At 64.9% G+C, this 13,962-nt stretch carries 12 protein-coding genes and 1 pseudogene; 8 read left to right on the top strand and 5 right to left on the bottom strand.

The annotated features are described in order from the left end of the window. Nucleotides 1–192: 192 nt before the first annotated feature. Both GGQ64_RS22675 and GGQ64_RS22670 read left to right on the top strand, forming a co-directional pair. Complete coding sequence (locus GGQ64_RS22675; protein ID WP_183807623.1) at nucleotides 193–639, top strand: host attachment protein; 447 nt, start codon at nucleotides 193–195, stop codon at nucleotides 637–639. Between the two features lie 136 nt (nucleotides 640–775). Beyond that, nucleotides 776–1,294 carry a c-type cytochrome gene (locus GGQ64_RS22670; protein ID WP_183807622.1) on the top strand — a complete coding sequence of 173 codons (519 nt, stop codon included), beginning with the start codon at nucleotides 776–778 and terminating at the stop codon, nucleotides 1,292–1,294. Between the two features lie 27 nt (nucleotides 1,295–1,321). Here GGQ64_RS22670 and GGQ64_RS22665 read toward each other — a convergent pair whose 3' ends face one another. Further along, entirely contained in the window at nucleotides 1,322–2,914 is a 1,593-nt protein-coding gene (locus tag GGQ64_RS22665; RefSeq protein ID WP_183807621.1) for a trimethylamine methyltransferase family protein, read from the bottom strand. A gap of 235 nt (nucleotides 2,915–3,149) precedes the next feature. On the opposite strand from GGQ64_RS22665, the gene GGQ64_RS22660 reads away from it, so the two are divergent. Next, the gene (locus GGQ64_RS22660) at nucleotides 3,150–6,863 is read left to right on the top strand and encodes a PAS-domain containing protein (RefSeq protein ID WP_183807620.1); all 3,714 of its coding nucleotides are present in this window, start codon (nucleotides 3,150–3,152) and stop codon (nucleotides 6,861–6,863) included. Nucleotides 6,864–6,894: 31 nt separating this feature from the next. Here GGQ64_RS22660 and mnmC2 read toward each other — a convergent pair whose 3' ends face one another. Continuing rightward, on the bottom strand, nucleotides 6,895–7,644 hold the full coding sequence (gene mnmC2 / locus GGQ64_RS22655; RefSeq protein ID WP_183807619.1) for a tRNA (5-methylaminomethyl-2-thiouridine)(34)-methyltransferase MnmC2: 750 nt from the start codon (nucleotides 7,642–7,644) through the stop codon (nucleotides 6,895–6,897). Between mnmC2 and GGQ64_RS22650 the strand changes: the two genes are divergently transcribed. Next, complete coding sequence (locus GGQ64_RS22650; protein WP_183807749.1) at nucleotides 7,643–8,833, top strand: NAD(P)/FAD-dependent oxidoreductase; 1,191 nt, start codon at nucleotides 7,643–7,645, stop codon at nucleotides 8,831–8,833. The two genes, mnmC2 and GGQ64_RS22650, sit on opposite strands and share 2 nt — an antisense overlap. A gap of 3 nt (nucleotides 8,834–8,836) precedes the next feature. Here GGQ64_RS22650 and GGQ64_RS22645 read toward each other — a convergent pair whose 3' ends face one another. Further along, nucleotides 8,837–9,211, bottom strand: coding sequence for a PRC-barrel domain-containing protein (locus GGQ64_RS22645; protein WP_183807618.1), 375 nt, complete (start codon nucleotides 9,209–9,211; stop codon nucleotides 8,837–8,839). Between the two features lie 144 nt (nucleotides 9,212–9,355). Here GGQ64_RS22645 and puuE point away from each other — a divergent pair, with 144 nt between their 5' ends. From puuE to uraH, 4 genes are read left to right on the top strand one after another with little or no spacing between them, the layout of a single operon-like run. Next, nucleotides 9,356–10,285 carry an allantoinase PuuE gene (puuE, locus tag GGQ64_RS22640; RefSeq protein WP_183807617.1) on the top strand — a complete coding sequence of 310 codons (930 nt, stop codon included), beginning with the start codon at nucleotides 9,356–9,358 and terminating at the stop codon, nucleotides 10,283–10,285. After that, the gene (gene uraD / locus GGQ64_RS22635) at nucleotides 10,282–10,785 is read left to right on the top strand and encodes a 2-oxo-4-hydroxy-4-carboxy-5-ureidoimidazoline decarboxylase (protein WP_183807616.1); all 504 of its coding nucleotides are present in this window, start codon (nucleotides 10,282–10,284) and stop codon (nucleotides 10,783–10,785) included. Before puuE ends, uraD begins: the two co-directional genes overlap by 4 nt. Next, a complete protein-coding gene (locus GGQ64_RS22630) occupies nucleotides 10,778–11,311 on the top strand; it encodes an ureidoglycolate lyase (RefSeq protein WP_183807615.1) in 534 nt (177 codons plus the stop codon). The genes uraD and GGQ64_RS22630 overlap by 8 nt, the downstream gene beginning before the upstream one ends. Next, entirely contained in the window at nucleotides 11,308–11,670 is a 363-nt protein-coding gene (uraH, locus tag GGQ64_RS22625; RefSeq protein ID WP_183807614.1) for a hydroxyisourate hydrolase, read from the top strand. The genes GGQ64_RS22630 and uraH overlap by 4 nt, the downstream gene beginning before the upstream one ends. Nucleotides 11,671–11,698: 28 nt before the next feature. On the opposite strand, the pseudogene GGQ64_RS22620 reads toward uraH, so the two are convergent. Together GGQ64_RS22620 and GGQ64_RS22615 are read right to left on the bottom strand one after the other, a co-directional pair. Continuing rightward, nucleotides 11,699–12,634 (bottom strand): annotated as a pseudogene (locus GGQ64_RS22620) (alcohol dehydrogenase family protein); the annotation flags it as partial. An 813-nt stretch (nucleotides 12,635–13,447) separates the two neighbouring features. Continuing rightward, nucleotides 13,448–13,684: a helix-turn-helix transcriptional regulator gene (locus tag GGQ64_RS22615; protein ID WP_281380579.1), complete on the bottom strand. Its 237-nt coding sequence runs from the start codon at nucleotides 13,682–13,684 to the stop codon at nucleotides 13,448–13,450. Between the last annotated feature and the right edge of the window lie 278 nt (nucleotides 13,685–13,962).

The raw sequence follows: 13,962 nt of genomic DNA, 5'->3' as shown, positions 1-13,962 counted from the left end.
GGCCCCATGTCGTGCTTTTCAACCTGAAAGTCAAGCGCGAGTTTTCGCGGGTGCAGCATGACTGCCGTTCCGGACGAAGCAAGGAACCTCGACCCAGGCCTCGCGTTGCCCTCATGGGATGCACCCGCTGGTGGCATCCCGAGGCCGCAGCATCAGGTGCTGCCGCCGGCAACTGCCAAAGGAGTGAAAAGCATGACGACCACTTGGATCCTCGCCGCCGACGGTAACCAGGCCCGCCTGTTGAAGGGCGTGAATTTCCTCAAGGACAACAGGCGCAGCCCCGAGCAGGAGGTCTTCAAGAGTGAACCGAAGAGGGTACAGGACATCATGACCGACAGGCCGGGGCGCAGCTATTCCTCGCACGGGCCGGGGCGTTCGGCGATGGAATACACGAGCGATCCCGTGCGCGACGAGCAGCAGCGCTTCACCGCGGAAGTGGCCCACAAGCTGGAAGGCTATGCCGATGCCGGCGCCTTCGACCGCCTGATCGTCTGCGCTGCGCCGCAAACGCTCGGCGACCTGCGCAGCATGCTCGGCGCCAAATGCCGGGAAAAGACCACGGCGGAGATCGACAAGGACTTCACCAACCTGCCGACGGACAAGCTCGTCTCGTCGGTGCGCTCGATCATGTTCGATTGATTGGCGACAGGGGGGGGCAGCTGGCGGCGTTCCGGCCGCCCTCCTTTCGTTTTGACAAACCTACGTCCATTGCACGAATTGCCGGCTCCCGGACGCGCTTGTTATAGTTCGCGCATTCTTGATGGAGCATCATCCCATGCGAACGCAGAGCGCCTTCGCCGCGACAGTGCTTCTGTGCTGTCCGGCGATCTTTTCGGTCGGGATTGCCCGCGCGGAAACGCCGGTCGAGCGCGGACAGTATCTGGCCCAGTTCGGCGGCTGCAACGACTGTCACACGCCCGGATATTTCTTCGGCAAGACGACCCCGGAAACCTATCTCTCCGGCTCCGATGTCGGCTTCCAGATGCCGCAGGGCACCTTTGTAGGTCCGAACCTGACGCCGGACAAGACCGGGCTTGCCGACTGGACCGAGGCGCAGATCGTCACTGCGTTGCAGACGGGCGTGCGGCCGGACGGGCGGATGCTGGCGCCGATCATGCCCTGGCACGCCTTTGCCAAGCTGACGAAGGAGGATGCGGCGGCGATCGCCTCCTTCCTCAAATCGTTGAAGCCGGTCGAAAACAAGGTGCCGGGGCCGCTGGGGCCGGGCGAGAAGCCGACCTTTCCGGTGCTGACGATCATCTTTCCGGAAGGCACGCCGCCGCCCGCCAAGTGAAGGGCGAACGGACGGTCACGGCGCGGTTTAGAAATCCGTCGGCACGCCGCCTTCCTCCTTGCGCCTTGCCACGAAGGCGTCGAGTTCTTCCTCGACCGCCGGATCGATCGCGGGACGCTCGTAGGTGTTCAGCTTCTCCTTGAACACGCGGTTGGCATGGTCGTAGGTGGTAGGCCGGCCGGCCTCCGACCAGGTCTCGAAGTTACGCCAGTCCGACAGGATCGGGGAATAGAAGGCGGTCTCGTAACGTGCGAGCGTATGGGGCGTGCCGAAGAAGTGCCCGCCCGGTCCGACGTCGCGCACCGCATCGAGCCCCAGCGCATCGGGGCTGGTGTCGAGGGGCGTGAGCAACTCCGCCACCATCTGCAGCATGTCGACGTCGAGGATGAACTTCTCGAACGACGCCGTAAGCCCGCCCTCGCTCCAGCCGGCGGAATGCATGATGAAGTTGCCGCCGCCCTGCGTCAGTGCCCAGAGCGAAAACGCCGATTCGTAGGCGGCCTGCGCGTCCAGCGTGTTGGAGGCGTTGGTGTTGGAGGTGCGATAGGGAATGTTGTAGCGGCGCGCCAACTGGCCGCCGGCGATCACGGCCTTCATGTATTCCGGGGTCCCGAAGGCGGGCGCGCCCGATTTCATGTCGACGTTCGAGGTAAAGCCGCCATACATCACCGGTGCGCCCTTGCGCACCATCTGGGTGAAGGCGATGCCGGCCAGCGCCTCGGCGTTCTGCTGGGTGAGCGCGCCTGCGACCGTGACCGGCGCCATCGCGCCGGCGAGCGTGAACGGTGTTATGACGACGACCTGGTTGCGCGAGGACATCTCGATGATGCCCTGCAGCATCGGGCCGTCGAGCCTGAGCGGCGACGACGTGTTGATGATGGTGAAGAGCGAGGGTTCGCGCTCCATCTGTTCCATGGAGATGCCGCGGCCGATACGGGCGATCTCTATGCCGTCGAGATTGCGCTGGCGGCCGAGCGAATAGACGTGGAACACCTTGTCGGTGAGCTTCACGAGGTCCGACAGGCAGTCGAGGTGGCGGACCGAGGCATGCAGGTCGACGGGCTCGACGGGATAGCCGCCGGTGGTGTGGATCACATCGTAGGACTGGGCGAGCTTGACGAGCTTGCGGAAATCCTCCTGGTTGCCGGTGCGCCGGCCGCCCTCGCGGTCGGCGACGAAGGGAGCCGAGGCAATCTGTGCGAACACGAGATTGTCACCGCCGATCTCGACGTTGCGCATCGGGTTGCGGGCATGCATCGTAAAGCCCGACGGCGCCTGTGCCACCATGTCCATGATGAGCCCGCGGTCGAAGCGCACGCGATCGGTGCCGGGGGTGACGTCGGCGCCCGCCGCCTTCATCCGCTCGCGCGCTTCGGGCAGGATGACGTCCATGCCGATCTCTTCAAGGATCGTCAGCGAGGCCTGGTGGATGGCCTCCACGGCGTCGTCCGAAAGGACGCTCGACGAGGCCATCGTGTTTCGCAGGTTGAGATACCGCGATCCGGCCGATGCGGTTCTTTGCCTCTCGGCTCCGCGTCCCCCCGAGCGCCGGCGGCGTTCGACGGGCCCTTCTGCGGCCTGATGTGCGTGGTTCAAGCCCAGGTTTACGACGTCGCCCATGATCCGTCCCGATTGCCGTTCTCTATGCTGCTGATCCTGCCACAGAAACGGCCCGGACGACGGGCGATTTGCGACATGCCGCGCCTTGCGGGCAGGTGCACAAAGTTTCGGCAATTTGCGGCTGTGGCGATGCAACCCCACGGCGCAAGCAACCGATTCTTAACCATCTGTTCAAATCCTTCGTGCTACTCGCTGGAGGGAGAGTTCCTTCTGCCCACACTTGGAAAGCGCCGGCGTGGCTGACATACGAGACGATCTTTTGCTTGCCGCCCGCGACGCGATTCGGGCGCAGAAATCGCCGGCCTACATCAAGGGCAGCGAGATGCGCTATCTCGCCGTCAACGACGCCTTCTGCGAGCTCTTCGGCTTGTCGAAGAACGAGGTCGTCGGCCGCAGCGGCGAGGAGATCGACGAGTGCGACGGCCACGAGGACAGGCACGAGCACGAGCGCCGCTGCCTTGTTTTCGGAAGCGACGAGACGGCCCGCTATCATCACGGGGCCAGCGCCTCCTCATTCGTCATATCGATGCGGCGACAGAAGCTGTCGCCGGAGCTGTCGATCGTGGTCGGCACTTTCCTGCCGGCGACGGAATCGCTTGCCAACCGGCTCGACGTGCTGGCGCAGGGAGCGGGCATCGCCTTTTCCGGTGTGCCCGAGACGGCTGGTGTCGCCGCGCTCCCGAAGGTCTCAGTCGAGCCGCCGAGGGAAGACGCAGGCACCGCCTCGGCGGAGGACCTGCTGGATGCGATCGGGACGGGGGTTGCGATCTACGATCGGTCCGGCCAGCTGACCCACGCCAACCAGGTGATGCGCGCCTTCTACACGGCGCTTCTGGGCGAGGTTGGCGACGCGGACGTCACCGTGCGCGCGCTGCTGGAGGCGCTGTACGAGGTCGAGGCGCCGGACGGGGAAGATGACGAGGGGGACGGTGCCAGGGAAGACTGGATCCGGCAGCGGCTCGATGAATACGAACTGCCTTTGTTCGAGCGCGTCAGCCGCACGGTTGCGGGCGGCTGGATGCGGCTCGTCACCCAGCGTCGCCCCGACGGCACGCTCGTGGCGCTGCGCTCTGACGTCACCGCCATGAAGGAGAACGAGGGCCGGCTGCGCCAGCAGGGGCAGGAGATCGGGCTCTACCGTGCGCTGCTCGACGAATTGCCGGTGGCGACCTTCGTGCGCGACGAGAAGCAGCGGCTGGTGTTCGCCAACCGGGCCTTCCTCGAACTGACCGGGCTTGCGGCCGCCGATGTCATTGGCAAGACCACGCATGAAATGTTCCCCGACCAGGGCAAGGAGTTCCACGCCCAGAACCAGAGCGTGCTGGACGACGGCGCACTGGTGGAGGTGGAAGCCGAGTTCCACCGGGAGGGTGGCCAGGTCATCCCGACGATCGCGCGCAGCTACCGGGTAATCTCTGCCGACAACCACAAATATCTGATCGGCTCCATCACAGACACCTCGATGCTGAAGCGGCGCGAGGAACAACTGATCGAGGCGCGCCGGCAGGCAGAGGAGATCAAGTCTGACCTGGAGAGCATCGTCGCCTCGCTCCATGTCGGCATCGTCGTGGTCGACGAGAGCTCGACGATCGAGCTGGTCAACAGCGCCTTCGAAAGCCTGTGGGACGGCGCGCTGCCGGCGCTGACCGGCAAGCCCTTCGGCGCGCTGCTGCGGTTCAAGAAGGAGCAGGGCGAGACGATCGGGACCAAGGCCGGCGTCTGCGACACCGATCACCAGGCTTGGCTCTGCCGGGTGCGGGACGGCGGGTTTCCGACGCGCGAGGTCGGCTATGCGAACGGCCGCACGCTGATCGAATCCGGGCAGCCGATATCGGGCGGGCGCAGCCTGCTGACCTACATCGACATCACCGAGCGGCGCGAACACGAGCGCGAGGTGCTGGAGACGCGTAGCGCGCTCGAAGAGGTCGGAAGCCTCGTCAAGGACGCCATGGCGGCGATGGGCCAGGGCCTGCTGATCATCGACAAGGACCGCGTCGAACTCGCCAACGAGGCACTGCTGTCGATGGTCGACATTTCTCCCGATCTCCTCCGGCCCGGCGCACTCGTGGCCGACATCGTCGCCGATTGCCGCGAACGCGGAATCTTCGGGTTTTCCGGCGACCAGCGCGTCTCGGTCGAGGACTTCCGTGATACGCTGCTGCGCGACCAGAGGGCCTCGATCACGCTTGTGAGCGGCAGGGGCAGCTGGCTGCAGATGGAGGCGCGGCCCACCGAGCACGGCCGCATCGTCTTCGTCTTCTCCGACATCACCCAGCTGAAGGAGCGCGAGGAGGAACTGCGCCGTCTCGTGGTCAGGGCGGAGACGGCTGACAAGGCGAAGTCCGAGTTCCTGGCCAATATGAGCCACGAGATCCGCACGCCGATGAACGGAGTGCTCGGCATGGCCGAGTTGCTGGCGAAATCGCACCTCGACACGCGCCAGAAGACCTTCATCGACATCATGGTGAAGTCGGGCAACGCGCTTCTAACGATCATCAACGACGTGCTCGACTTCTCCAGGATCGATGCGGGCCAGATGAGCCTGCGCAAGGCGCCGTTCAACCCGCTGGAGGCGGTGGAGGACGTGGCGACGCTGCTGGCGGCGAAGGCGGCCGAAAAGGATATCGAGCTCGTGGTCCGGGGTGCGGCGGAAATGCCTGCGGCCTTGCTCGGCGACGCCGGGCGCTTCCGCCAGATCGTGACGAACCTCGTCGGCAATGCGGTGAAGTTCACCGATCGCGGGCACGTCCGCATCGACATGGCCGCGCAGGAGGCCGAAGGCGGCAGGATCGACATCACCCTGACGGTGGAAGATACCGGCACGGGCATTCCGGAAGACAAGCTCGCCTCGGTGTTCGAGAAGTTCTCGCAGGTCGATTCTTCGTCCACCCGCCGCCACGAGGGCACCGGCCTGGGCCTGGCGATCACTCATGGCCTGGTGACGCTTTTCGGCGGCTCGCTGTCGGTGGCTAGCACGGTCGGCCAGGGGTCAGTCTTCACCGTGACCCTGCCGTTCGAGATCGACCAGCTCTCGGCATCGAACACGGCCGTGCCCGTCAACCTGCGCGGGGCGAGGATCCTCGTCGCCGACCGCAGCGACGCCACGCGCTCCGTCGCGCGCGAACTCCTGTCGGAGTGGGGCTTCGACGTCACCGCGGTGGCCAATGCCGAGGAAGCGCTCGCGCTGCTTTCGGCAGCCAGCGCGATCGACATCATGGTGGAGGCGGTGATCGTCGACCGCAACATCCGCGACGGCAACGGCCGGACCCTGATCGAGGCCATCCGCAAGGAATTCCCCGAGACGGCGCTGATCGCCGTTTCCACGTTTAGCGGCGCCTCGCCGCAGGGCGTGCTGGACGCGTTCGAGGCCGAGGCGCACCTGATGAAGCCGGTGCGGGCCGGGCTGTTGCGCGAGGCGGTGTGCGAGGTGGTGCGCACAGCACGGCGCCGCGCATCCGGGCAAGCTGGGCCAGAGACCGACGGCGGCATCGTCGTCAGCATCCGGCAGCCATCGCCTGCGGCTGCGGCCGCCGGAGAAGGGAATGTCGACGTGCTCGTCGCAGAGGACAACGAGGTCAACCAGCTGGTCTTCCGGCAGTTGCTGGAGGGATTGGGGATCGGCTACGAGGTGGTGGCCAACGGCGAGGAAGCCGTGCAGGCCTACCAGCGGCTGAAGCCGCGGGTGATCCTGATGGACGTGTCGATGCCGGTGATGAACGGCCACCAGGCGGCGCGGGCGATCCGCGATCTGGAGGCGGGGACGCAGGACCGCGTGCCCATCGTCGCGGTGACCGCGCATGTGCTCGACGGCGACCGGGAGAGCTGCCTGGCATCGGGGATGGACGACTATCTGACGAAACCGATCAGCACGGATCGGCTGGAGGAAATGCTCGGGCGCTGGATGGACATGGCCGCGTTTTCCGCTGGCCGCCGCTCCACGCTTCATTGACCGCGCGCGTTTGCGCCGGATCGGGCCGGTTTCAGGGGCGCCGGCCGCACAACATCTCGCGCTTTCCGGCAAAGCCGGGGCGCCGCTCCACGGCAAAGCCGGCACTGGCGAGATTGCGCCGCACGAACCCCGCAGCCGCATAGGTCGCAAACGTACCGCCGGGGCTGGTGTGGTCGAAAACCTGCCGGATGAGTTCCGCCGACCACATGTCGGGGTTGCGCGAAGGGGCGAAGCCATCGAGATACCAGGCGTCGAAGGAGAGGCCACAACCCTGAAGTCCTTCGAGCGCGGGGCCGCAGACGACGGTGAGACGGGTCTGTTCGTCCAGGTCCAGCCCGATCGCGTCATGGCCTTCCGGCGCCTCCGGCCAGCAGCCCGACAGCGCTTCGCGCTCGCGAGCGATCTGTGGCCAATGGGAGAGTGCGCGGTCGATCGCCGCCCGCGGCAACGGGAAGCGCTCGAAAGAGACGAAGTGCAGCGTGCCGCCATCGGTGCGGGCGGAGCGCCATTGACGCCAGGTTTCGCAGAGATTGAGGCCGGTGCCGAAGCCGAGTTCGCCGATGGCGAAGTCGATGCCGTCCGACCATCGAGAAGGCAGGCCGTTGCCGTCGAGGAAGACGTGACCGCATTCCAGCCGGCCGTCAGTGCGACAATAAAAGTGATCGCCATAGGCCTGCGAATAGGGCATATCGCCCTCGTGCCAGTCCAGGGCGAGATCAGGGGCCAGATCGGGGGGCAATCCGTTCGCCGCTGTGGCGTTTTCAGGAGCATTGTCAGCCATGCCGCCAGTCGATAGTCGCCTCAGCGGTGCCGGTCAACCGCGCCCCGACGTGCTGGTCACCGGGGCGGGCGTCATGGGGCTGTGGGCGGCCTTGATGGCTGCGCGCGCCGGGCTCTCGGTCCTGGTCGTCGAACGGCAAAGGGTCGGCGCCGGCGCCAGCGGCGGCCTGCTGGGCGCGCTGATGCCGCATCTGCCGGACCGCTGGAACACCAAGAAGCAGTTTCAGCTCGAAGCGCTGGTTTCGCTCGAAGGCGAGATTGCGGAGCTCGAAGCCACGACCGGCCTTTCGGCCGGGTATCGTCGCTGCGGGCGCGTCATCCCCCTGGCCGAGCCCCACCATCGCGAGCGCGCGCTGAAGCATTCGCGCGATGCCGCGGCGGCCTGGGATGTTTCGGGAAGGGCGTTTTCCTACGAGGTTTCCGATCGTTCTCCGGCGGCAGGCTGGCCGGCAGGGGAGGCTACGGCAAACGGGGTCGTGCTCGACAGCCTTGCAGCACGGGTGTCGCCGCGCGGCCTGCTGGCCCTTCTGCGTGCCGCGCTCGAGGCGATGCCGCAGGTGCGGGTCGCAGAGGGTGTCGATATCGTCCGCCTCGACCCGGTCGCAGGGGTTGCGCGCTGCGCTGACGGCGCAGACATCGCGTTCGGTCATGTGATGGTTTGCGCAGGCGTCGCAGGCTTCGACCTGCTGACGGCACTGGAACCGCGCGAGCTGCCACGGCCGCTCGGCGTGGCAGTCAAGGGGCAGGCGGCGCTGTTCAGGACCACACTCGATCCCGATCTGCCGATCCTGTTCGACAACGGCATCTATGTCGTGCCGCACGACGGCGGATATTGTGCGGTCGGCAGCACGAGCGAAGATGCGTTCGAGGACGCCGATTCCACCGACGGATTGCTGGAAGATGTGATCGAAAGGGCGTTGCGCCTTGCGCCGGTGCTGCGCGAGGCGTCGCTGGTGGAGCGTTGGGCGGGGTTGCGGCCCAAGGCCATCGGGCGGGATCCGGTGGCCGGTCTGCATCCGGACTTTCCGTCCGTCGCGGTTCTCGGTGGGGGCTTCAAGATCAGCTTCGGGATCGCGCACGAACTTGCGCGCGCGGTCATGAGACAGATCGACGGCGGTAGCGCAGGGGAGCTACCGCCGTCGTTTTCCATCGGCGCGCATCTGGAGGCTGCGCGCCGGGATCTCACCTAGGCGTTACATCCAGTAGGGCGGAACGCCGTAGTAGTCGTGGATCACCTTGCCGTTGCGGCGATCCCATTCGTATTCCGCCTCGCTCTCGTAATGCGGCGCGGCCTCGACCTGTTCCTTGGTCACGTCGATGCGATAGCCGTTCAGGCTTTCGTCATAGTTCAGCTTGCCCCAGGGCAGTGGATAGTGGTCGTTACCGATGCCAAGGAAACCGCCGAAGCTGAGCACGGCATACGAAACGTGGCCGTTGCGCTTGTCGAGAATCAGCCGTTCGATCGAGCCGATGTGCTTGCCGTCAGCGCCGTAGACCGCGGTGCCTTCGACCTTGTCGCTGGCGATCAGGGCTTCGGTTTCCTTGATGTTTGCATCCTGTGGAATCATCGTGTCTTCTCCCTTTCTTGTTTCCGGAAAATCAACGCGCCGGTCACGCTCTTGTTCCATCGCCGGCATCGTGGAAATGCCGCTTTCCGCCTCGACTTTCCTGCCGCGGATGCTACCGTCGCCCAAAAGTCTCAAGGTGGAACCATGACTGAAAAGCCCTATCCGCGCGATCTCGTCGGCTACGGCCGCACGCCGCCCGACCCGCAGTGGCCGGGGGATGCGCGCATCGCCGTGCAGTTCGTCGTCAACTACGAGGAGGGCGGCGAGAGCTGCGTGCTCGACGGCGATCCGGCCTCCGAAAACCTGCTGTCGGAGATCGTCGGCGCACAGTCCTGGCCGGGCCAGCGTAACCTCAACATGGAATCGATCTACGAATACGGCTCGCGCGCCGGCTTCTGGCGGCTGTGGCGGCTGTTCACCAGCCGTAACGTGCCGGTCACCGTCTACGGCGTGACGCTGGCGATGGCGCGAAACCCGGAAGCGGTCGCGGCCATGAAGGAAGCGAACTGGGAGATCGCCAGCCATGGCTACCGCTGGCTGGAGTACAAGGATTTTTCCGAAGAGGTCGAACGCCAGCACATCCGCGATGCCGTGCGGCTGCATACCGAACTGACGGGCTCGCATCCGCTCGGCATGTACCAGGGCAAGCCGTCGATGAACACGCTGCGGCTGGTGATGGAGGAAGGCGGCTTCGTCTACTCGTCCGACAGCTATGCCGACGACCTGCCGTTCTGGGTGAGAGGGGTGAAGGACGAGCCGTTCCTGATCATCCCCTATACGCTGGAGACCAACGACATGCGCTTTGCCACGCCGCAGGGCTTCAATTCCGGCGACCAGTTCTTCACCTACCTGAAGGACGCCTTCGACGTGCTCTACGAGGAGGGCAGGCAGGGGAGCGCGAAGATGCTGAACGTCGGGCTGCACTGCCGCCTCGTCGGCCGTCCGGGCCGGGCGGCAGCCCTTGCCCGCTTCGTCGACTACGTGATGTCGCACGACAAGGTCTGGGTGCCGCGCCGCATCGACATCGCCCGCCACTGGCACGAATATCACAAACCGAAGGCGGGCCAGCCTTGACGCGCGCGGATTTCATCGCCCGCTTCGGCGGGGTCTTCGAGCACTCGCCCTTCATCGCCGAGCGTGCCTACGACGCCGCCGAGATCGAAGTGCCGCTGACGGCGGCCGGCCTGCACGAGGCCATGGCGGCACAGTTCCGCGCGGCGTCCGCCGACGAGCAACTCGGCGTGCTGCGGGCCCATCCGGATCTCGCCGGCAGATTGGCGATCGCCGGCGAACTGACCGAGGACAGCCGCAAGGAGCAGGCCGGCGCGGGGCTCGACCGGCTGAGCGCGGAGGAACATGCGCGCTTTACCGCGCTGAATGCGGCTTACGTGGAAAAATTCGGCTTTCCCTTCATCATCGCCGTGAAGGGGCTGACGAAGGACGACATCCTCAGGGCCTTCGAGACGCGCATCGAAAACAACCGGATACAGGAGTTGGAGACGGCTAAGGCGCAGGTGGAGCGGATCGCGCTGCTGCGGCTCGGCGCGCTCCTGCCGGGAGACGGCAATGCCTGAGCCTCGCCAGACCGGCGGCGGGCCGGCTGTCCTTTGGGTCCGGCCGCTGACGACGGCGGCGTTCGCCCCCTTCGGCAGCGTCATCGAGGCCGACCCCGCGGCCATGCGCCTGATCAACGGCGGCAATACCGAGCGCTATCATGCGCTCGCAGAGGCCGAGGCGACGGGCCTGGAGGCGCGCGTCGTCATCAACATCTTTCGCGGCAGCCCGCGCGCCTTTCCCTATGCCGTCACCATGATGGAACGCCATCCCTTCGGCAGCCAGAGCTTCTCGCCGATCGACGACCGGCCCTGGCTGGTGATCGTCGCGGACGACGAGGGTGGCCGTCCGGGCCTGCCGCAGGTCTTCCTCGCGGGCGGCCGGCAGGGCGTCAACTATCGCCGCAACGTCTGGCATCACCCGCTGATGACGGTCGGCGCGACCAGCGACTTCCTCGTCGTCGATAGGAGCGGCGCCGGCAACAATCTCGAGGAATTCTTCTACGACGAACCCTTCATCATCGAACAGGCGGAACTGCGCGCATGACCAAGCCCGGACGACTGACGACGCATGTGCTTGACACCGCCCTCGGCAAGCCGGCCGCGGGCCTGACGATCGATCTCTTCTGGCTGGAGCATGGCGATCGGCAGTGGATCACCACGGTGAAGACCAATGCCGACGGACGGGTCGATGCCCCGCTGGTCGAGGGCGTGGGCTTCATGGCCGGGACCTACGAACTGGTATTCCATGCCGGCGACTACCTGAGGGAAACCGGGGCGGACCTGCCCGATCCCGCCTTCCTCGACGTCATCCCCCTGCGCTTCGGCATCGCCGATCCGTCGAGCCACTACCATGTGCCGCTGCTGCTCTCGGCCTATGGGTACTCGACTTATCGGGGAAGTTAGGAGCGAATCTGAAGGATCGCGGCGTGTTTTAGTCCGGGGTGACCACCAGCTTGCCGACGAAGTTCTTTGCCATGAAATCGGTCTGGGCGCGATGGAAGTCGGAGAGCGGGTAGACGCCGCCGACGAGGGGGCGGATCTTCCTGTCCTCGATATAGCCGACGAGCCGGCGGAAGTCTGCGCGGCTGCCCTGGCTGGAGCCGTGCAGTTCGAGCTGCTTCAGGTACATGGTTCTCAGGTCGAGCCGAACGACCGGGCCGCCGATCGCGCCCGCCGTCGTGTAGCGTCCCTCGGGGCGCAGGATCTTCAGCAGATCGTTGAACATCGGGCCTGCCACCAGGTCGGCGACCACGTCGATCGGCTCTCCGCCGGCCGCCCTGGCGACCGCCTCGACGAAATCGCCTTCGCCACGGGTCACGACGGCCTGCGCGCCGATCTCGAGCAGGGCGGCTTCCTTGCCCGGCGCGGTGACGGCGATCGGGACGGCGCCGCGAGCGCGGGCAAGCTGGATGATGGCCGAGCCGACGCCGCCGGAGGCGCCGGTGACGAGAACGCGCTCGCCGGCGGCAAGCCTTGCCCTTTCGAGCATGCGTTCGCCGGTCAGGTAGGCGCAGCAGAAGGTGGCGAGCTCGATGTCGGTAAGATCGGTCGCGACGACATGGGCGTTTTCGGCCGGCAGCGCCATGTATTCGGCATAGCCGCCGTCACGGCCGTGGCCCATGTAGTCGATGTCGGCAAGGCTGTCGTCGTCGCGATTGTAGATCGAGAAATCGACCATGACGCGCTCGCCGATGCGGGACGGGTCGACGCCGTCTCCGACTGCCACGACGTGGCCGACGGTATCGGTGCCCTGGATGCGCGGGAAGGTCAGCGTGTTGTCCTGACGGCGCCAGGTGGAGACCGCCTGCGGGTCGTCCTCGGTGCCGTAGGCGCCCTCGCGGACCCAGACGTCGGTGTTGTTCATGCCTGATCCCCCTGTCGCAGTTTTGTAGCCACCGACGGATCAACAGAGAGGCCGCTCGACTGCCTCCAGTGGGAATTGCTGAGGAGTAGCGTCGAGCGCCTGGCTATAACCCTTCTGCAAATATCCTCGGGGGTCTGGGGGCAGAAAGCCCCCAGAATCAAAGCGCGGAAACGAATGCGCGAAGAGGTAGTTTCAAATAGAGGTAGATTGATGCGTGCATCAATCGTGCACGCGCTGTCGCCCATAACCCTTCACGGTCATCGGCATCCCTGCCTGTACCGTAATCTGACTATCGCACATTTCTCGATTCTTCTCAAGAAATAATGACGCAAGTTTATGAAAATAAATGATATTTTGACGCTGTTTGCTCATTGCGTTAGTGCCAAAATCGCTCTTTAACACCGAAGCTTTGCCTTTGCTACACATCTACAGTGATCGGATTCAACCTATGGAACGGCACCTCCAGTTCTGGCGGTTACGGCGTCCGCAACAATTGTGCCTGCAGCGCCGGCGGCGGTTCTGTCGATGCAGTTCGACAACCTAGCCGAACGTGCCAGAGCACTGCAAGCCGCCGGAGGCCGCTAGGTTCCGGCCTACTTCCGATGTGATCGGCAAGCCGGGCACGACTTCCAGAAGCGTTTCTCAACAGTCGGAACATCCGGTCCGGCTCCGAGCCGTTGCGCTCAGTCGAAAATGAAACGGAGGTCCTCATTGACTGCGGGATCGTCAGTGATGATTTCGGAGGTGGCGCGCCCGTGCGATCTCCCTGGGACAGAAGTATCACGAGCTATACTGCTGCCAGCAGCATCATTCGTTCTATGCGCTCGTATTGTCTAACACGCCCCAGCCCTTGCCGTTGGCTGGACGCACGAACTCGATGCCCTTGGTCTCGTAGAAGGTCTGCAGTGTAATCGAGGTGCCTGTATTGAATCGTTCACCGGACTCTAGCCGCTGAATCGTGCGCCTTGAAATACCGGCCGCGTCGGCTGCCTCGGCCTGTTTCAAACCGACCAATTCTCGTGCTGCCCGGAGGACATTCGGCGGAGCTATCATGCCCTGTGATTTCGCATGTAGTGCGCCTACCGGCAATGCGGTGGCGAGCGGATGACCCGAGAATATAAGGGTTTCAAGGATTCAAAAATTTGCCGGACGCCCAAGGCGTCCATAGTGACGCCGTAGGAGACCGATGCTATAGCGTTCAAATCTGAGTTCTTCCCGGAAGGATTGCTGCCTTGCTTGTTGGTTTCCGCGCAGAACTGAGCCGGTTTTTCCACCGAGAAGTGAGCCACCTCTGAGTATGGTTTTCTGATCAGAGTTTAGTCAAGAGATTG

The sequence above is a fragment of the Mycoplana azooxidifex genome, assembly GCF_014196765.1.
In the GTDB taxonomy this organism is placed as follows: domain Bacteria; phylum Pseudomonadota; class Alphaproteobacteria; order Rhizobiales; family Rhizobiaceae; genus Mycoplana; species Mycoplana azooxidifex.
This window is presented reverse-complemented; position numbering and strand designations above follow the sequence as displayed.